Source organism: Caulobacter endophyticus, from assembly GCF_003116815.1.
GTDB classification, from domain to species: Bacteria; Pseudomonadota; Alphaproteobacteria; order Caulobacterales; family Caulobacteraceae; genus Caulobacter; species Caulobacter endophyticus.
On record NZ_QDKQ01000034.1, the window covers coordinates 131,713 to 149,946 of the forward strand.

Consider the following 18,234-nt stretch of genomic DNA (forward strand, 5'->3'; position numbering starts at 1 on the left):
GAAGCCGCGCGCCCGGGTACGCGTCACTAGAAGCTGGCGCGGAGCACGAAGGTGTAGCGCCGATCGTTCATGAACCAGGAGCGCCCTGTCTTCAGCAGGTTGCTGTTGAGCACCTGGGTCGTCCGGGTGGTCTCGTTCAGCAGGTTCACGGCCTGCACGCCGATCTTGGTCTTCGGGTTCACGGTGTAGAAGAACGAGCCGTCGAGCTGGCCCGTGGCCTCGTTCATGATCGGGGCGTAGGGCACGATCACGTCGCGGACGGTGAGCAGGAAGTCCGAGCGCCAGTTGTAGGCCAGGCGCGCCGAGATCGGGCCCTTCTCGTAGATCGCCGCGAAGTTGACGTTGTGCTTGGACAGGCCCTGCAACGGCAGCTTGCTGGTGTCGACCGTGGTGATGCGGCCGGCGGCCACGTCGGGGTCGGTTGCCGACAGCGTGCTCTGCGGCACCCCGCTGCTTTCGATGTAGCTGTAGTTGGCGTTGATGCCGAAGCCGTCCAGCGGCTTGGGCAGGAAGTCGTAGAACTGCTGGTAGCCGACCTCGAAGCCCTTGACCGTCGCCTTGACGTCCGAATTGCCGGGCTGGGTGATCACCACGTCGAACGTCACGCCGTTGTTGGTGAACGGCAGGCGGCTCGTGCGGTTGTAGGCGACGTCGGTCAGTTCCTTCCAGAAGGCCGCGAAGGTCAGCGAGCCGACCGGCGCGAAGTACCACTCCACCGAGGCGTCGATGTTCGTGGCCTGGGTGGGCTTCAGGTACGGATTGCCGACCGGGACGTTGCCGCTGGGCACGCCGTTGGTGATGCCGTCGGCGTTGGTGTTGAGGGTCAGGTTGTAGAAGTTGCGGGTCAGGCCGATGTCGGGCGGCGTGACCGTCTTGGACACGCCCAGGCGATACTGCAGGCCGTGCGGAGCCATGACCTTCACGTTGAAGCTGGGCAGCCAGTATTCGAACGACGACTTGGCCGTGTTCGGCACCAGGGCGCCGTTGGCCCACAGACGCGAGGCGGCGCGCACGTTCGGCGCCAACTGGCAGAACGGCGAAGGCGTCTGGCCGGCGGGAACGTTGGCGCAGTCGGCCTCCGTCGGCAGGCTGGCGGCCAGCGGGTAGGCCAGGTAGCCCTCGGCGACCCGGTCTGTCTTGGTGTAGCGCAGGCCGAGATTGCCGCTGACCTTGTAGTCGCCGGTCTCGCCCTTGAAGCGGGCCATCAGATAGGCCGACTTGGTCTCTTCGTTGACCGGGTTGATCTCCTGCGGGCGGAACGGCGTGCCGGCGATGACATTGCAGCGCATCGCCAGCGGCACCCAGTTCTGCGGGCAGCCCCCGGCCAGGCGATCACGCCACTCGTCGCCGACCGACAGGGCGAACTGCGAGACCGAGCCGTAGTTGTCGATCAGGTTCTGCGAGAAGAACAGGCGCGGGTCCGCGCCCGTCGGCACGCCGGTCTTGCCGCGCATGAAGTTGTCGAAGGCGTAGGCCTCGACGAAGCGGGTGCTGTTCGCGCCGCCGGCCGTCGTCGGGCTGCCGTTGATCGGGTCGTCCATCCACACCGGACCGCCGCTGCCCCAGATCTCGCTGAGCACGCCCCAGCTGTAGGCCGAGAAGCGGGTGGTCTGGTCGCGCTCCGACCAGCGGGCGCCGCCCTTGATCGAGTCCAGCCAGGTATCGTTGTTGAACTTGTATTCGACGTCGATCTTGATCGCGTCCTCGGTGCCTTCCGACTGCTCGATGTGGTCCATCGCCGAGCGCCAGAAGTTGTTGTACGGGTCGCTGAGGCTGGCGTGGGTCCCGCGGGCGTAGGACGGGCAGTTGTTGTTGAACGGCGTGCAGTTCGACACCGTCGTGCCGCTGGACGGAGCGCTGAAAAGCACGTCCGGCAGGTCGTTGCCGTGGAGGGTGATCGCGGCGTTCTGGAACGTCGACCCCCACAGGCCCATGCTGATGGCGTCGACCTTGGAGTCCACGTGCTGGGCGTCGAACAGCACGCCCCAGTGGTCGTTCGGCGTCCACTTGAAATTGAAGCCGTAGTCGGTGGTGGTGTTGGTCGTGCGCTCGTCGCGGCGGACGTTGTTGGACTGCAAGCCGTTGATCGGCGTGCGCGGATCCGAACCGTTCTGGTCGGCGCGCCAGCCGGTCGAACCGGTGATGACGCCGTTGGTGAAGACGCCGTCCTCGTCGAACGAGAAGGTGGTGCCGTCGGCCGGGCGGGAGTCGCCGTTGCTGGTGACGTTGTCGGTGGCGATCTCGACCGCGTGCTCGGTCCAGTTCACCGTCGACTTCGAGCGCAGGTACTGGAACGCGGCCTGCATCGTGCCGTCGTTGCTGCGCCACTGGATGGCGCCGGCCTGGCCCTGGCGTTCACGCTCGTTGGTCGTCGAGCGGAAGGCCGCGCCGCGCGGGAACCACACGCCCTTCGTGCCATTGCCGCAGTCGCCGGCGGTGGAGCCCAGGTTGGTGCGGCAGCCGAAGTTCGACACCTGGACGGCGTCGCTGCGGCTGGCCAGTTCGGAATTGACGAAGCTGGCCAGGATCCCAACCTCGCCGATGCTGGTGTCGAAGCGGTCGCTGTAGAGGAACGAGTAGGTCGGCTTCCACTTCTTGACCATATCGCCGTAGCTGGCCTCGGCCGACATCGACAGCAGGCGCTTATTGGTGTCGAACGGCAGGCGCGTGCGCAGGTTCACCGTACCCGAGATGCCGCCCTCGATCATGTCGGCGGACGGGCTCTTGAACACGTCGACGCCGCCCATCAGCTCGGATGGCACATCGGCGAAGCTGAGGATGCGGCCGTTGTTGGCGGTGAAGGTGTCGCGGCCGTTCAGTTCCGAGCGCACGAAGTTCAGGCCGCGGACCACGACGCCCGAGCCTTCGGTCGAGAAGTGGTCGGGGTCGACGCCGGCGGCGAAGCGGTTGATCGATACGCCGGGCACGCGCTGCAGGGCTTCGGTCACCGAGCGGTCCGGCAGGGCCCCGATGTCCTCGGCGGTGATCGAGTCGCCGATGATGTCGGACGACTGCTTCAGCTGCTGGCTGCTCTTCAGGCTCTGGCGGATGCTGGTGACGACCACCTCGTCGACCGTGTCCTCGGTGGTCTTGCCGCCGGCCGCGGCGGTCTGGGCCAGCGCCGAGGCCCCGAACACCAGGCTCAGCGCCAGGGCCGACACCCCGCACTTCAGGCCGAATTTCAGATTGTCGCCGAGAGTCTCGCGCCCACGCGTCGCGGACGCTCCGTTTACGGAGCTCATTCTTCTATTCCTCCCCAGTCCCGGTAGCTCGGTAGCGCTACCATTGGTCATATGTCGAGACCATTATTGGTCTGATGATATGGCAAAGGTCGACCACGTCAAGAGCGTTGAAATAACCCTGTAACGCCACCCAAAGCGCCACCCATCATTCTGTTTTTAAAAAGATTTTTACGTGGAAAAGTCGTCTCGACGATTTTTCGTCAGCGAGAAACGTGACAAAGGCGGACAGCGCAGTCAATTTACGTCCCGCTTGAAACGGTGCTCAAGCCGTGCGGACATAAGATCTTCTGGGGCGGGAAAGCGTGTCATGTCAGACCAACGCGTGAGGTCCGTCGTCATCGTTGGCGGCGGAACGGCCGGATGGATGACGGCGGCGGCGCTCGCCAGGACGCTCAGCGGCCAGGACCTGAAGATCGCCCTCGTCGAGTCCGAGGCCATCGGCACGGTCGGCGTCGGCGAAGCCACCATCCCGCCGATCCTGACCTTCAACGCCATGCTGGGCATAGACGAGCGGGCGTTCATGCGCGCCACCAAGGCCAGCTTCAAGCTGGGCATCGAGTTCGTCGACTGGGGCGCGCTCGGCGAGACCTATCACCACCCGTTCGGGACCTTCGGCCTCGACATTGAGGGGATCAGGTTCCACCAGGTCTGGCGCAAGTTCAAACAGGCCGCCGGACCAATCGGCGACTACAACCTCACCGAGGCCGCCGCCCGCCGCTGGCGCTTCGCCCTGCCCGATCCCGACCCGGCCAAGGTCATGTCGAGCCTGAAGTACGCCTATCACTTCGACGCCGGCCTCTACGCCCGCTTCCTGCGCGGCTTCTCCGAGCAGCGCGGCGTCGTCCGCATCGAGGGCCGCATCGGCCAGGTCGCCCAGAACGGCGAGACCGGTTTCGTCGAGGCCGTGGTGCTGGAGGACGGCCGCCGCGTGGAGGGCGATTTCTTCGTCGACTGTTCGGGCTTCCGCGGCCTCGTCATCGGCCAGGCGCTGAAGGTTCCCTATCAGGACTGGAGCCGCTGGCTGCCCAACAACCGCGCCGTGGCGATCCCGTGCGAACTGGGCGGGGACGGCCTGACGCCCTTCACCCGCGCCACCGCCCGCGAGGGCGGCTGGCAGTGGCGCATCCCGCTGCAGCACCGGATCGGCAACGGCTACGTCTATTCCAGTCATCACGTCGACGACCAGCGGGCGCTCGACACCCTGCTGGCCAACCTGGACGGCGCGCCGACCGACGAGCCCAACCTCCTGCGCTTCACGCCGGGCCGCCGCGAGCGCGCCTGGGAGAAGAACGTCTGCTCGATCGGCCTTTCGGCCGGCTTCATCGAGCCGCTGGAAAGCACCAGCATCCACATGATCCAGGCCGGGATCACCAAGCTCCTGGCCCTGTTCCCCGGCGGCGGCGTCGACCCGCTGGAGATCGACGAATACAACCGCCTGACCGCCGAGCAGGTCGACCGCATCCGCGACTTCGTCATACTGCACTTCCACGCCACGCGCCGCGACGACACCGACTACTGGCGCTACCTGTCGTCGATGACCGTGCCCGACAGCCTGGCCCGCCGCATGGAGCTGTTCGCCCGTCGCGGCCGCTGGTTCCCATCGGAATACGACCTCTTCCACGAGAGCAACTGGCTGGCCGTGCTGCTGGGCCAGGGGATCGTGCCGGAGGAATGGGACCCGCTGGTCGACAGCCTGCCCGAAGGCGAGGCGCGCCAGCGCCTTTTCCAACTGTCGGCCCTGATCGCCCGCACCGCCGAGGCCATGCCCAGCCACGCCGAATTCGTCGCCCGCTACTGCGGCGCGGTCCAGGGAGTCGCCGCGTGACCAACGATCGCATCCGCCATGTCGTCATCGTCGGCGGCGGCACAGCCGGCTGGATGACCGCCGCCGCCCTGGGCCGCTTCCTCAAGGATGGCGTCACCAAGGTGACGGTCATCGAGAGCGAGGCCATCGGCACGGTCGGGGTCGGTGAGTCGACCATCCCCCAGATCAACATGTTCAACCGCATGCTGGGCCTGGATGAGGACGACTTCCTGCGCAAGACCAAGGCCACCTACAAGCTGGCCATCGAGTTCCGCGACTGGAAGGAGATCGGCCACACCTACCACCACCCCTTCGGTCCCTACGGCGTCGACATGGAGGGGGTGTCGTTCCATGCCTACTGGCTGCGCTACCAGGCCATGGGCGAAGCCGCCGACCTTTCCGAATACTCCCTGCAGTCGCTGGCGGCCGCGCATGCGAAGTTCCAGCGGCCCACCGGCCAGAAGAACTCGCCGCTGGGCGACATCGCCTACGCCTTCCACTTCGACGCGGGCCTCTACGCCCGCTTCCTGCGCGACTATGCCGAGGCCCGCAGCGTGCGCCGCATCGAGGGCAGGATCGTCGACGTGGCCCTGCGCGGCGTCGACGGCTTCGTGGAGTCGGTGACGCTGGAGAACGGCGCGGTCGTCGAGGGCGACCTCTTCATCGACTGCTCGGGTTTCCGGGGCCTCCTGATCGAGGGCGCGATGAAGAGCGGCTTCGAGGACTGGTCGCACTGGCTGCTCAACGACCGCGCGGTGGCGGTCCCTTGCGCCTCGGGCGGCTCGACCGATCCGGTGACCCGCGCCACCGCCCGCCCCGCCGGCTGGCAATGGCGCATCCCGCTGCAGCACCGGATAGGCAACGGCTACGCCTTCTCCAGCCAGCACATCAGCGAGGACGAGGCCACGGCCTACCTGCTGGCCAATCTCGACGGCGAAGCCCTGGCCGATCCCAACCTGCTGCGCTTCAAGGCCGGCCGCCGCAAGAAGAGCTGGAGCAGGAACGTCGTGGCCATCGGCCTGTCGGCCGGCTTCATGGAGCCGCTGGAAAGCCAGAGCATCCACCTGATCCAGGTGGGCATCTCACGCCTCCTGGCCATGTTCCCCGACCGCCGTTTCCAGCAGCCTGATATCGACCGCTACAACCGGGTGATGGCCTTCGAGTACGAGAAGATCCGCGACTTCCTGATCCTGCACTACAAGGCCACCGAGCGCGCGGACACGCCGTACTGGGACTATCTGCGGGAGATGCAGATCCCCGACTACCTGGCCGACAAGATCGCCGTCTTCGAGAGCCACGGCCGAGTGTTCCGCGAGAACGAGGAGCTGTTCAACGACACCTCGTGGTTCGCCGTCATGGTCGGCCAGGGCCTCAGGCCCAGGGGCTGGGACCCGATGGCCGACGTCATGAGCGAGGACCTGCTGCGCGCCCGCATGAACGAGATCCGCGCGGTGATCGCCCGCTCGGCCGAAGCCATGCCGGATCATATGACGTTCGTGGCCGAGCGCGTGGCGGGTGCGCGGGCGGCTTAGTTCGCAGCGTGGCTTCCGTCCTTCGACACGCTCAGGATGAGGACCATTTCAGGCTCGGCGGCTCAATCGGAAACCTCACCCTGAGCTTGTCGAAGGGCGTGGTTTTCGCGTCGCCTCAGCCCGCGAAGAACCGCGCGAAGCCCTTGTCGGTGACCCTCGCCAGGGCGGCGCGGTACTCGTCATAGGCGGCTGCGTCCGGGCCGACGCGGCCGAAGGCCGGCTCGGCCACCCGGCGCAGCGGCACGAAGGCGATCGGGGCGGCGGCCGGCGTCAGGTGACTGCCCTGGCCGACCTGCAGGGTGGTGAGCATGCCGTACATCTCGCCGCCGATCGCCGGCCGGCCCAGGATGATCAGCCGGAACTGCCCCAACTCGTTGGTGACCAAATAGGTGTGGCCCGACTGATTGGACAGCGACACCGCCCCGCGCTGGGTGAATTCGGCGTCCTGGCGCGCGGCCTCGCGGAACACGAGGCTGGAGGCCGCCTCGTCCCAGACGATCTCGGTGCGATAGGCATAGACGGCGGCCGGGTCCTCGAACGAGGGACGCAGGGTCAGGTACTCGCCCTCCAGCCAGGTGACGGCCGGTCGCGAATAGGCGCCCAGGGCCTCGGGCGCCAGGCCGGCGACGGCGGCGGGCGCCGGCCGGACAGGCGCGCGCAGCGGCTGTTCCAGCGCCTCTTCCAGCCGGATGGTGGTGGCCAGGGTGAAGGGGCGGCGGCCGCTCAGCGCCTTCTCCAGGGTCGAGATGCTGATGCGCGCCTTGTCGGCCAGCTGCTGGCGCGACATGCGGCGACGGGCCAGAGCCTCGCGCACGCCGGCGGCGATGGCCAGACTCTGCTCGTCGGGCAGCTCGGCTTCCGGCGCCAGGGTCATCGGCTAGGCCTCACGAATCCGCACATTTCCGCACACTGCGGCGCCGGACCCGGCGCGACAAGCCCGCCTCCGGACAAGCTGCACGGATCCCTCACGAAGATTGCAAATCCCGCCGGTCGCGGCTGCACCCCGATGTGACGACAAGAGAGATCACCTGCTTTCGAGCCCCAAGGAGATCCTCCCATGTCCGCTCAAGACGTCGGCGCATCCAAGCCCCGCGTCGCCGCCCGCGCCCGCCCCGGCCGGTGGTTCGCCATCCTCTGCGAAGCCTTCGCCCTGGGGCTGCTGCTCCTGGTCGCCCTGGCCGGGACCGGCCACGCCGCTGAGGCGGAGGAGACGGCCGCTGGCGGCCTGATCATGCGCGCCAAGGGCGGCGACCAGGTGGTCGAGGCCGTGCGCCTGGGGACCGATATCGACATGACCGTCAGCGGCCTGACCGTGCGCGGCCGCGTCACGCAGGCCTTCCGCAACGACACCGGCCACTGGGTCGAGGCGGTCTACGTCTATCCCCTGCCCCAGGACGGTGCGGTCGACACCCTGAAGATGGTGGTCGGCAAGAAGGTGATCGTCGGCGAGATCAAGAAGCGCGCCGAGGCCCAGGAAATCTACGAGGCGGCCAAGGCCCAGGGCAGGAAGGCCGCCCTGGTCGAGCAGAACCGCCCCAACATGTTCACCAACGCCGTCGCCAACCTCGCCCCCGGCGAGACGGTGCTGGTGCAGATCGAATACCAGGCTCCGATCGCCGTCTCGGCCGGCGAATATTCGCTGCGCATGCCGCTGGTCGTGGCCCCGCGCTACGCCTCGCCGGGCGCGGCCCCGACGCCCGAAAGCCGCGCGGCGATCATCGATCCCAAGGCCGCCGGCGCGATCAACCCGGTCACCGTGACCGTCCGCCTGCGCGCCGGCTTCCCGCTGGGCGCGGTGGCCAGCGCCAGCCACGCCGTCGATGTCCGCGACGACAAGGGCGGCAAGGTCGTCACCCTGGCCAAGGGCCAGGCCCCGGCCGACCGCGACTTCGTGCTGACCTGGAAACCGGTTCCGCTGGCCGCCCCCAGCGTCGCCCTGTTCCGCGAGAAGGTGGCCGGCGCCCACTACGTGCTGGCCCAGGTCACCCCGCCGATCGCCGCCCGCGGCGGCCCGCCGCCGGCCCGCGACATCGTCTTCGTCATCGACAATTCCGGCTCGATGGGCGGGGAGTCGATGCGCCAGGCCAAGGCCGGCCTGCTGTACGGCCTTTCCAACCTCAAGAGCGGCGACCGCTTCAACGTCGTGCGCTTCGACGACACCCTGACCGTGCTGTTCGAGGGCGCGGTCGCCGCCGACGCCGCCAACCTGGCCCGCGCCCGCAGGTTCGTCTCGGGCCTGGAGGCCACCGGCGGCACCGAGATGGTTCCGGCCATGGCCGCCGCGCTGCGTGACGAAGGCGGCGACCAGGGCCGCGTGCGTCAGGTGGTGTTCATGACCGACGGCGCGATCAGCAACGAGCAGGGCCTGTTCGACGCCATCACCGCCGGCCGCGGCCGCTCGAAGGTGTTCATGGTCGGCATCGGCTCGGCCCCCAACAGCTACCTGATGAGCCGCGCCGCCGAGCTGGGCCGCGGGACCTTCACCCACATCGGCTCGACCGACGGGGTAGAGGAAGCCATGCGCGCCCTGTTCGACAAGCTGGAGAGCCCTGTCGCCACCAACCTCGTCGCCCGCTTCGAGGGCACGGCTTCCGACGCAGCGCCCGCCGTCCTGCCCGACCTCTATCGCGGCGAGCCGGTCACCTTGGCCGCCCGGGTGGACGACCTCGACGGCGTGCTGACGGTCAGCGGCGTCATCGACGGCCGTCCCTGGCAGACCAGGATCCGCCTTCGCGACGCCGAAGCCGGCAAGGGGATCTCCAAGCTGTGGGCGCGTCGCAAGATCACCGACGCCGAGGTCGCCCGCACCCTGGCCCAGATCACCGAGGACGAGGCCGACGCCCGGGTGCTGAAGCTGGGCCTCGACCATGGCCTGGTGACCAGCCAGACCAGCCTGGTGGCGGTGGACAAATCCCCTGCCCGCCCCGCCGACGCCCCGCTGCTGCGCAGCGACCTGCCGCTGAACCTGCCGGCCGGCTGGGACTTCGACGCCCTGTTCAACCGCAAGGCCGAGACGGGCGCCGCCGACGCCCCGGCCGATCCCGAGCAGCAGATCGCGCAGCTGGACCTGCCGCAGACGGCGACCGACGCGCCGATGCTGATCCTTACGGGCCTGGGCCTGATGGCGCTCGCCCTGGCGCTCGGCGGCGGCGGCTGGGCGCTGGGCCGGCGGAGGAGCGTGGCTTGAGCCGGGCCAACAGCCTCCTGGGAGCCGCCCGCCGGCGGCTCCCCTTTCTGCTTCCGGCCCTGGCGGCCGGAGGGCTGGGCCTGGCGCTCTGCGGCCAGGGCCTGTGGATCCACGCCAAGGCGGCCCTGGCCCAGGTGCTGCTGGAGCGGGCCTTCGAGCAAAGCCAGCGCCAAGGCGGCGCGCCGGTCCGCCCCTGGAGCTGGGCCGACACCTGGCCCACGGCCCGCATCGCCTTCCCCAACCAAAGCGAACGGGTGATCGCCCTGGACGGCGCCAGCGGCCAGGCCCTGGCCTTCGGTCCCGGCCATGTGGCCGGCACGCCCCAGGCCGGCGAGCGGGGCACAGCCGTCTATGCCGCCCACCGCGACACCCACTTCGCGGTGCTGGGCAGGGTCAAACCCGGCGATCCGATCCTGGTCGAGCGCGCCGACGGCAAGATCGTCCGCTTCGAGGTGACCGGCGCCAGGGTCGTGCGCTGGGACGCCTCGGGCCTGGACCCCCGCGCGCCCGGACAGGGCCTTGCCCTGGCCACCTGCTGGCCGCTCGACGCCAAGGCCCATGGACCGCTGCGCTACGTGGTCATGGCCAGGCCGGTGGAGACAAGCTTGACCTTGTCCGACCTACAGGATCGCAAAGGTATGACCACCTTGACACGATAGGCCTTACCTCGTAGCCGTTCACTCCTGTGACCGCTACCAACCGTATCGCCGGGTAACGGCGGACGGCGGCGGTCGAGACGAAAAGCGCGAAAAGCCACAAGCGCCAGGGGAGTGAGAGATGTCGTCCAGCCACCGCACGCGCGGAATCCGCCAGGCCCTGATCGGGGCCACTTGCCTGACCACTGCCCTGGTCGCCCTGCCAGCCCTGGCCCAGACGGCGCCCGCGCCGCAGGGAAGCGAGGCCGACTCGGTCGAGGAGATCGTCGTCACCGGCTATCGCAAGAGCCTGGCCGACGCGACCAATGCGAAACGCGAAAGCGTCGCCTTCACCGACTCCGTCTTCGCCGAGGACATCGGCAAGTTTCCCGACCTCAACATCGCCGAGTCCCTCAACCGCATCCCCGGCGTCCAGCTGACCCGCGAGATCAACGGCGAGGGCCTGAACGTCACCATCCGGGGCCTTGGCACCAACTTCACCAAGATCCTGCTGAACGGCTCGCAGATCGCGGTGGCCTCGTCGGGCCGCACCGACAGCCAGAACCAGAACCGCGAGGTCGACCTCGACCTGTTCCCCACCGAGCTCTTCACCCGGCTAGACGTGCACAAGACCCCGACGGCCGGCATGGTCGAGGGCGGCGTCGCCGGCGTGGTCAACATGCGCAGCGCCCGCCCCTTCGACTACAAGGGTGACGGCCAGCTGATCTATTCGCTGCAGGCCGGCAAGAACAACCAGGCCGACGACATCAGCCCGCGCGGCTCGCTGATCGCCTCCAAGACCTGGGAGACCCCGATCGGCGACTTCGGCCTGCTGGGCGGCGTCGCCATCGCCCGGGTCAAGAGCACCACCACCGGCTTCGAAAGCGTCGGCTGGTCGAACGCCAACATGACCTGCACCGGCTGCAACGCCACCGGCGGCAACAACTTCAACTGGGCCTCGACCGTGCCGGCCGGCATCACCTCCAACGGCCTGACGCCCGGCCAGGCCGTCGACAACGCCCTGCTGGCCGCGCTGAATCCGGGCACGACGCTGCAGCAGCTGTCGGACGCCCAGCTGCCGCGCCTTGGCCGGGACAGCTGGAGCTCGGGCGAGCGCGACCGCGACTCCTACGTGCTGTCGGCCGAATGGCGCCCCAATGACCAGCTGAACGTCTATTTCGACACCCTCTATTCCAAGGGCAGCCGCTCGTTCGAGCGCATCGACATGAACTGGGTCGTGCGCAACTCCAACTTCATGGTCCCGGTGGGCGTGAAGGTGAACGGCGAGGGCGTGGTCACCGAAGGCACGTTCCTCAATTCGCAGTTCTTCCTCGAGTACCGGCCCTACGAGGAAGACGTCGAGGTGCTGAACCTCAACCCCGGCTTCACCTGGCGCCCCAACGACTGGATCAAGCTGGACGGCCAGGTGAACTGGAGCCGCAGCGTCTTCTTCCGCGAGGCGCCGACGGTGCTGTTCAATACCCCGCTGAACTCGGGCCTGAACGTCACCTACGCCAACGGCGGCGGCGACTATCCGTCGATCAAGGCCAACAAGGACCTCAACGATCCGGCCCTGGGCTGGGTGTGGGCCGGCGGCCGCGTCAACGTGCAGGCCGAAAAGCGCGTCACCCAGACCAAGGGCGCCCATTTCGACCTGACCCTGGGCGACGACAAGGGGACCAACTTCAAGTTCGGCGTCGCCTATGACGACGTCGGCCGCACGATCACCGCGCTCGACAACTCCGCCCGCTGGCAGGCCTTCACCTGCGGCGGCGGCGGGGTGACGCCGCAGAGCCCGGTTCCCGCCCCGGTTCCCGCCTGCGACGGCCGCGCCGGCTCGGCCATCGCCCAGGCCAATCTGGCCAGCTACATCAAGCCCGGTCCGCTGGGCTTCATCACCCTCGACAAGGACCGCTTCTTCACCGACAGCAACTACCAGGCCTTCCTCGACAGCGCCCCGTTCTCGGCCGCCGCCGCCACCGGCGCGGCCTCGGGCCTGATCCGCGAGAAGACGACCGGCGCCTATGTCGAGGTCAATGGCGCCACCCAGCTCCTGGACCGCGACCTGCGCTTCAACCTCGGCGCCCGCTACTATTCGACCGACCAGACCATCGAGGGTCCGCAGACGGTCAACGGCGTGCTGTCGTTCCTGTCGCGCACCACCAACTATGACGGCCTGCTGCCCTCGTTCAACCTGGCCTGGAACCTGCGCGAGGACCTGATCGTCCGCGCCTCGGCCTCGCGCACCGTCACCCGCCCCAACCCCAGCGCCATGCTGCCGGGCACCACCTTCGCCGACCCGTCGGCCCAGCAGGCCAACCAGGGCAATCCGAACCTGCAGCCCTACACCTCCAACAACTTCGACATCGGCGGGGAGTGGTACACGGGCGGCGCGGGCTACATCGGCGTGGCCTTGTTCCGCAAGGAGCTGACCGGCTTCACGGTCAACGGGACCAACACCATCCCGTTCAGCCAGCTGGGCGTGCCCTTCGACCAGCTGACCAACCTGCAGCAGCAGGCGATCAACAACCGCGGCGGCCCCGACGCGGCCACCGTCACCGTCCAGCAGCAGGTCAACGCCGACGGCGTGCTGACCATCCTGGGCCAGGAAGTCACCTGGGTGCAGCCGCTGGACTTCCTGCTGGACGGCGCGGGCTTCACCGCCAACGCCACTCACGTCGAGCAGAACGCGCGCGGCAACGGCGCCCCGGCCCAGGCCGTCGGCATCTCGCCGTGGACCTACAACGTCACCGGCTACTACGAGAAGCATGGGGCCACGGTGCGGCTGTCCTATGTCTGGAACGACGCCCAGATCTCGTCGGGTCCGGGCCAGAACGGCATTCCGGTGGCCACCATCAACACCGACGCCCGCGGGCAATGGGACCTGTCGGCCAGCTACCAGTTCGACAAGCTGCCGACCCAGCCGCGCGTCAGCCTGGACGTCATCAACATCACCGAGGAAGCCCAGCGCAGCCCGTTCCAGTGGGACAGCGCCGCCTACACCTACTACCAGCCCGGCCGCCAGATCATGCTCGGGATCCGCGGCAAGTTCTGATCCGGAGCGTGGCAGCCGAACGCGTGGGCGGTTTCGGCGCCTGCCACGCGACAACGAAAACCTCTTCACAAGCTTCGCGTGGCCGACCTTCCCAGCGCCATGCGGTTTTGGCGGCGCATCCTCCCCGGATGCGCCGCTTTTTTTGACCATCGTTCGCAAAAGCGCTCTAGGTTGCGGCCATGGACTTCGAGCCCGGCCCGCCCCCAGAAACGCTTTCCGAACCGCCCGCCAAGCGCCGTGGCCCCGGCCGCCCGCGCGACCCCGAGGTGGAACGCCGCCTCAAGCGCGCGGCGCTGGAGGTGCTGGCCCAGCACGGCATGTCGGGCCTGACCCTGGAGAAGATCTGCGACAAGGCCGGCGCCCCGCGCGCCACCTTCTATCGCCGCTGGGCCACGCCGATGCAGGCCGTGGGCGAGGCCTTCAACGAGGCCTTCCTGTTCGAGACCCTGCCCGACACCGGCGACGTTGTCGGCGACCTGGTGGCCCTCGGCCAGGCGATGATCAACCTTTACAACGACCCGGTCGTCGGCCCCTGCATGAGCTTCCTGATCGCCGAGAGCCGCGTGCGGCCCGAGCTGTTCCAGAACGGCCAGGAGGATTTCCAGCGCCGCCGCGCCTACAACCGCCAGGTCGTCGAGCGCGCCATCGCCCGCGGCGACATCGCCTCCGACACCGACGCAGATCTGGTGATCGACGTCATCAGCGGCCTGGCCATGAACAACCAGGCCACCCGGAGACCGCTGACCCGCGAGATGCTGGAGTTCGTGGTCCGGCGGCTGCTGGGGCTCTAGGGACCTCCCCCTCTGGGGGAGGCGGCCGAAGGCCGGTGGGGGGCCGTTTTCAACCTCCGCTGAGTCGGCTAGCCACCTGTTTACTCCCCCCCTCCGATCGCTACGCGATCGCCTCCCCCACAGGGGGAGGTTTCTAGCGGGCGACTTCCACCGCTAAAGGATCACTCGCACCCACCTTGTAAACAAACCGACCAAGCGGTATCTTACAGACCTCCCTACCCGAGGTCCCGCTTGTCCGTCCCCGCCTCCGCCTACGCCTTTCTCGCCGGCGCCATTGTCGCCGAAGTCGCCGGCACCACCTTCCTGCAGAAGTCCGAGCAGTTCACCCGGCTGGCGCCCAGCCTGGCCACCGCCGGCCTCTACGCCCTGGCGTTCTTCCTGCTGTCGATCGCACTCAAGCACATGCCGCTGGCCGTCGCCTACGCCATCTGGAGCGGGGTCGGGATCGTGCTGACCGCGGTGATCGGCGCCGTCCTCTTCCGCCAAATGCTCGACCTGCCGGCGATGATCGGCATCGGCCTGATCGTCAGCGGCGTGGTCGTCGCCCAGCTCTTCTCGCGCACCCTGGGGCATTGATGAGCACCACCGCCTACAACCGCCCCAAGCAGCCCGAGCAGGTGCGCCGCGCCCTGCTGGAGGCCGCCGTCGCCCTGGCAGAAGAGCAGGGCCTGGGCGGCATCACGGTCCAGGCCGTGGCCGACCGCGCCGGCGTCACCAAGGGCGGCCTGTTCCACCATTTCGCCAACAAACAGGCGCTGATAGACGCCGTCTTCGATTTCATGCTCGAGCAGATGGAAGAGTCGCTCGACCGCCTGATGGCGCAGGACGAGGGCGGCCACGGCGCCTTCACCCGCGCCTATGTGATCTCGACCTTCGAGTGCTGCGACATGGCGCTCAGCGGCCAGGCCTTGACCATTTCGATGGTCACCGACCCGGCCCTGCGCCGCCGGTGGCGCGGCTGGATCGACGCGCGCCTGGCCCGTCACGCCGACACAGACTCCGCCCCAAGCCTGCACGTCGTGCGCCTGGCCGCCGACGGCTACTGGTTCGCCCGCGTGCTGCACGACGGAGACCCTGGCGGCGAGCCACCCGAGGCGCTGCAGGCGCGGTTGATCGCCCTGACCCGCGAGACCTGAGGATGGTCTTTCTTCGCCTGCACTGGGCGCTGCTGCCCGAGACGCCGCCCGCCGACGAGACCGCGCCGCAGCACGACGCGCCCGACGAGCCGCCGCTTGAACCGCCGCTGGAAACGCCGACGGCGGCCTGACCGCGGCCTATCCGGCGAAGCCGCCGACGAACCCCGGCACCTTCTCCGGCGGCATGGGGCGGCTGAAGTGGTAGCCCTGCACCTGGTCGCAGCCATAGGCGGCAAGGGCTTCCAGCTGCTCGCGGTCCTCGACGCCCTCGGCGACCACCTTCATGCCCATCGAACTGCCCAGGGTGATCACCGCCTTGACGATGGCGGCGTCCTCGGCGTTCTGGACGAAGCCCTTGTCGATCTTCAGTCGGTCGATCGGGAACTGGCGCAGGTTGGCGAGGCTCGCATAGCCGGTGCCGAAGTCGTCCAGGGCGATCATCACCCCGGCCGCGTGCAGCTTGCGCACCGTGTCGCTGACCACATCCGAGGCCCAGCCCATGTAGACCGTCTCGGTGACCTCGATGGTCAGGCGATCGCACGGCACGTTCCAGCGGGCCAGGCGCTCCTGCACCTCCTCGGCCAGGCGACCCGAGCGGAACTGGGCGGCCGAGATGTTGACCGCCACCCGGCCGAATTCGATGCCGGCGTCCAGCCAGGCGCGCATCTGCTTCAGCGCCGTCTCGAAGGCCACCTCGCCCAGCTTCAGCGACAGGTCCTGGTCCTCGAAGGCGGCCATGAAGCGGTCGGGCGTCAGCACCCCCTGCTCGGGATGGGCCCAGCGCATCAGCGCCTCGAAGCCGGCCACCGAGCCGCTCTCCAGGTCGATCACCGGCTGGTAGTAGAGGATGAACTCGTCGGCCTCGATCGCCGCGCGCACGTCGCGCAGCAGCTCCAGACGCTGCTCAAGGGCCGAGCGCATCGACGGGTCGAACAGGATCGAGCGGTTGCGCCCTTCGTCCTTGGCCCGATAGAGCGCGATATCGGCGTTCTTGAAGATGTGATGCGGGTCGGCGTCGGGATCGCCGTGCAGGGCCGCCCCGATGCTGGCGCTGACCGAGAAGCTGCGGCCCCCGTGCTGGATCGGCTGGCGCAGCAGGTCCTGCAGCGACTTGATCGGCCGCAGCATGTCGCCCTCGCCGTGCAGGCCGCGCAGGATCACCGCGAACTCGTCGCCGCCCAGCCGCGCCACGGTGTCGCCCGAGCGGAAGGCGTGGCGCAGGACGTCGGCCAGCCGCCGCAGCAGGGCGTCGCCGGCGTCGTGGCCCAGGGTGTCGTTGATGTCCTTGAAGTGATCGACGTCGATCATGATCAGGCCGAAGATCTCGCCGACCATCTCCGAGGCGTCGACCGCCTCCTGGAACTTGCGCTGGAAATAGGCGCGGTTGGGCAGCCCCGTGAGCGGATCGCGGAAGGCCAGGTTCTCCACGGCCTCGGTCTGACGGCGCCGGTCGGTTATGTCCTTGAACAGGTTGACCAGCCGCTCGGGCTTGCCGTCGGCGCCCAGGAAGCGCTTGCCGACCGAGCGCACCCAGGTCTCGACCCCGTCGTCGCGGTTGAGGCGGAACTCGAACACGGCGGCCTCGCCGTCGCGTCGGGCGCGCATGATCTGGGCCATCCGCTCGCGGTCGTCCTCGTGCACGATCTCCAGCGGATCGCGGTCGAACAGGCACCACTTCTCCAGCTCCAGGCAGGTGCCCGAGACGTAGACCTCGCCGGTCTTCAGATCGATCTCGCGCACCATCAGGTCGTCGAGCTCCAGCGCCAGCTTCAGGCGCTGCTCGTTGCGCTCGGCCCGCAGGGCGGTCTGGGCGTAGCCGGTGACGTCGCGGGCCGTGACGATGACGGCGAAGATCACGCCCTCGTCGCTGCGGCAGGCGGCGAACTCGCTGCGCCAGATGCGCTGTCCGTCATGCCCGGCCTGGGCGCGATAGCGCGAAAACGGCTCGCCGGTCGCCAGGCAGCGCTCCAGGCTCTCGACGTCCTCGCGGTTCATCAGGCAGCGGGAGAAGGGCTCGCCCGGATGCAGGTTCGGGGTCAGGTTCTCGTCGCGCCACTCGGCGCTCAGCGCGACCAGCCGGCCGCTGCGGTCGATCAGGGCCGCGGCGAACGGCGCATGCGCGACGAAGGCCTCGAACGAGGCCATTCGAAGCCGCAATTGCGCGTGGATGTCATCGGCCGCCATGGACGGCGCGGGCTTCAGGGCCATGGAGAGCATTCTGCTGTCGGCTTCCCGACGTTGTTCTTGGACGTGTCCTCAACCGAACAGTGAAACGCTCTTCCATAAGAAAAGGTATCTTTCGACGAACATCGTTGTGCATCGTCGGAGAGCCGACGCTGGGCCTGATCGACGACGATTTTGCCTGTCGTCCTGCGGGCGCCATGAGAAATCCTGCGGGCCTCGCGCACGGCGCCGCATTGACATTCGGCGCCGTCGCTCCGAAAACGCGGCCGCGTTACGTCCGTCCCAGAAAGCCGCCAAGTTCCGATGACCTACATCGTCACCGACGCCTGCATCCGCTGCAAGTTCATGGACTGCGTCGAGGTGTGCCCGGTGGATTGCTTCTACGAGGGCGAGAACACCCTCGTGATCAATCCGGACGAATGCATCGACTGCGGCGTCTGCGAGCCGGAATGCCCGGTCGACGCCATCAAGCCGGACACCGAGGACGACGCCGACGGCAAGTGGCTGCGGATCAACTCCGAATACGCCAAGGTCTGGCCTAACATCACCGTGAAGGGCGAGCCGCCGGCCGACCGCGCCGACTTCGAGCGCGAAACCGGCAAGTTCGAGAAGTACTTCAGCGAAAAGCCCGGCAAGGGCTCCTGATCCACGCAAAATCCGGCGTGCGA

The 18,234-nt window shown here is 68.2% G+C and carries 13 protein-coding genes; 10 read left to right on the top strand and 3 right to left on the bottom strand.

Annotation, left to right across the window (positions count from 1 at the left end):
* Nucleotides 1–26 precede the first annotated feature (26 nt).
* A complete protein-coding gene (locus DDF67_RS09345; RefSeq protein WP_109100612.1) occupies nt 27–3,242 on the bottom strand; it encodes a TonB-dependent receptor in 3,216 nt (1,071 codons plus the stop codon).
* Nucleotides 3,243–3,549: 307 nt separating this feature from the next.
* On the opposite strand from DDF67_RS09345, the gene DDF67_RS09350 reads away from it, so the two are divergent.
* Nucleotides 3,550–5,067, top strand: coding sequence for a tryptophan halogenase family protein (locus tag DDF67_RS09350; protein ID WP_109100613.1), 1,518 nt, complete (start codon nt 3,550–3,552; stop codon nt 5,065–5,067).
* A gap of 53 nt (nt 5,068–5,120) precedes the next feature.
* Entirely contained in the window at nt 5,121–6,578 is a 1,458-nt protein-coding gene (locus tag DDF67_RS09355) for a tryptophan halogenase family protein (protein WP_233247605.1), read from the top strand.
* 115 nt (nt 6,579–6,693) lie between these two features.
* Here DDF67_RS09355 and DDF67_RS09360 read toward each other — a convergent pair whose 3' ends face one another.
* A complete protein-coding gene (locus DDF67_RS09360) occupies nt 6,694–7,452 on the bottom strand; it encodes a transcriptional regulator (RefSeq protein WP_109100615.1) in 759 nt (252 codons plus the stop codon).
* A 183-nt stretch (nt 7,453–7,635) separates the two neighbouring features.
* Here DDF67_RS09360 and DDF67_RS09365 point away from each other — a divergent pair, with 183 nt between their 5' ends.
* The 7 genes from DDF67_RS09365 (at nt 7,636) to DDF67_RS26245 (ending at nt 15,513) form a co-directional block, all read left to right on the top strand.
* Nucleotides 7,636–9,765, top strand: coding sequence for a marine proteobacterial sortase target protein (locus tag DDF67_RS09365; RefSeq protein WP_109100616.1), 2,130 nt, complete (start codon nt 7,636–7,638; stop codon nt 9,763–9,765).
* Nucleotides 9,762–10,424 (top strand): class GN sortase, encoded by a 663-nt coding sequence (locus DDF67_RS09370; RefSeq protein ID WP_109100617.1) that lies wholly within the window; start codon nt 9,762–9,764, stop codon nt 10,422–10,424. Before DDF67_RS09365 ends, DDF67_RS09370 begins: the two co-directional genes overlap by 4 nt.
* 118 nt (nt 10,425–10,542) lie before the next feature.
* Complete coding sequence (locus tag DDF67_RS09375; RefSeq protein WP_109100618.1) at nt 10,543–13,455, top strand: TonB-dependent receptor; 2,913 nt, start codon at nt 10,543–10,545, stop codon at nt 13,453–13,455.
* A 179-nt stretch (nt 13,456–13,634) separates the two neighbouring features.
* Entirely contained in the window at nt 13,635–14,246 is a 612-nt protein-coding gene (locus DDF67_RS09380) for a TetR/AcrR family transcriptional regulator (protein ID WP_109100619.1), read from the top strand.
* A gap of 231 nt (nt 14,247–14,477) precedes the next feature.
* Complete coding sequence (locus DDF67_RS09385) at nt 14,478–14,822, top strand: DMT family transporter (protein ID WP_109100620.1); 345 nt, start codon at nt 14,478–14,480, stop codon at nt 14,820–14,822.
* Nucleotides 14,822–15,382, top strand: coding sequence for a TetR/AcrR family transcriptional regulator (locus DDF67_RS09390; protein ID WP_109100621.1), 561 nt, complete (start codon nt 14,822–14,824; stop codon nt 15,380–15,382). Before DDF67_RS09385 ends, DDF67_RS09390 begins: the two co-directional genes overlap by 1 nt.
* Before the next feature lie 2 nt (nt 15,383–15,384).
* Nucleotides 15,385–15,513, top strand: coding sequence for a hypothetical protein (locus DDF67_RS26245; RefSeq protein WP_269845443.1), 129 nt, complete (start codon nt 15,385–15,387; stop codon nt 15,511–15,513).
* A gap of 7 nt (nt 15,514–15,520) precedes the next feature.
* Here the strand turns inward: DDF67_RS26245 and DDF67_RS09395 are convergent, their stop codons facing one another.
* Nucleotides 15,521–17,599 (bottom strand): putative bifunctional diguanylate cyclase/phosphodiesterase, encoded by a 2,079-nt coding sequence (locus DDF67_RS09395; RefSeq protein WP_109100622.1) that lies wholly within the window; start codon nt 17,597–17,599, stop codon nt 15,521–15,523.
* Between the two features lie 270 nt (nt 17,600–17,869).
* On the opposite strand from DDF67_RS09395, the gene fdxA reads away from it, so the two are divergent.
* Nucleotides 17,870–18,211 (top strand): ferredoxin FdxA, encoded by a 342-nt coding sequence (gene fdxA, locus DDF67_RS09400; protein WP_058349269.1) that lies wholly within the window; start codon nt 17,870–17,872, stop codon nt 18,209–18,211.
* Nucleotides 18,212–18,234 lie beyond the last annotated feature (23 nt).

Coding starts and splice junctions, on each gene's coding strand:
- DDF67_RS09345 (WP_109100612.1), bottom strand. CDS start 3,242: ATGAGCTCCGTAAACGGAGCGTCCGCGACGCGTGGGCGCGAGACTCTC.
- DDF67_RS09350 (WP_109100613.1), top strand. CDS start 3,550: ATGTCAGACCAACGCGTGAGGTCCGTCGTCATCGTTGGCGGCGGAACG.
- DDF67_RS09355 (WP_233247605.1), top strand. CDS start 5,121: ATGACCGCCGCCGCCCTGGGCCGCTTCCTCAAGGATGGCGTCACCAAG.
- DDF67_RS09360 (WP_109100615.1), bottom strand. CDS start 7,452: ATGACCCTGGCGCCGGAAGCCGAGCTGCCCGACGAGCAGAGTCTGGCC.
- DDF67_RS09365 (WP_109100616.1), top strand. CDS start 7,636: ATGTCCGCTCAAGACGTCGGCGCATCCAAGCCCCGCGTCGCCGCCCGC.
- DDF67_RS09375 (WP_109100618.1), top strand. CDS start 10,543: ATGTCGTCCAGCCACCGCACGCGCGGAATCCGCCAGGCCCTGATCGGG.
- DDF67_RS09380 (WP_109100619.1), top strand. CDS start 13,635: ATGGACTTCGAGCCCGGCCCGCCCCCAGAAACGCTTTCCGAACCGCCC.
- DDF67_RS09390 (WP_109100621.1), top strand. CDS start 14,822: ATGAGCACCACCGCCTACAACCGCCCCAAGCAGCCCGAGCAGGTGCGC.
- DDF67_RS26245 (WP_269845443.1), top strand. CDS start 15,385: ATGGTCTTTCTTCGCCTGCACTGGGCGCTGCTGCCCGAGACGCCGCCC.
- DDF67_RS09395 (WP_109100622.1), bottom strand. CDS start 17,599: ATGCTCTCCATGGCCCTGAAGCCCGCGCCGTCCATGGCGGCCGATGAC.
- fdxA (WP_058349269.1), top strand. CDS start 17,870: ATGACCTACATCGTCACCGACGCCTGCATCCGCTGCAAGTTCATGGAC.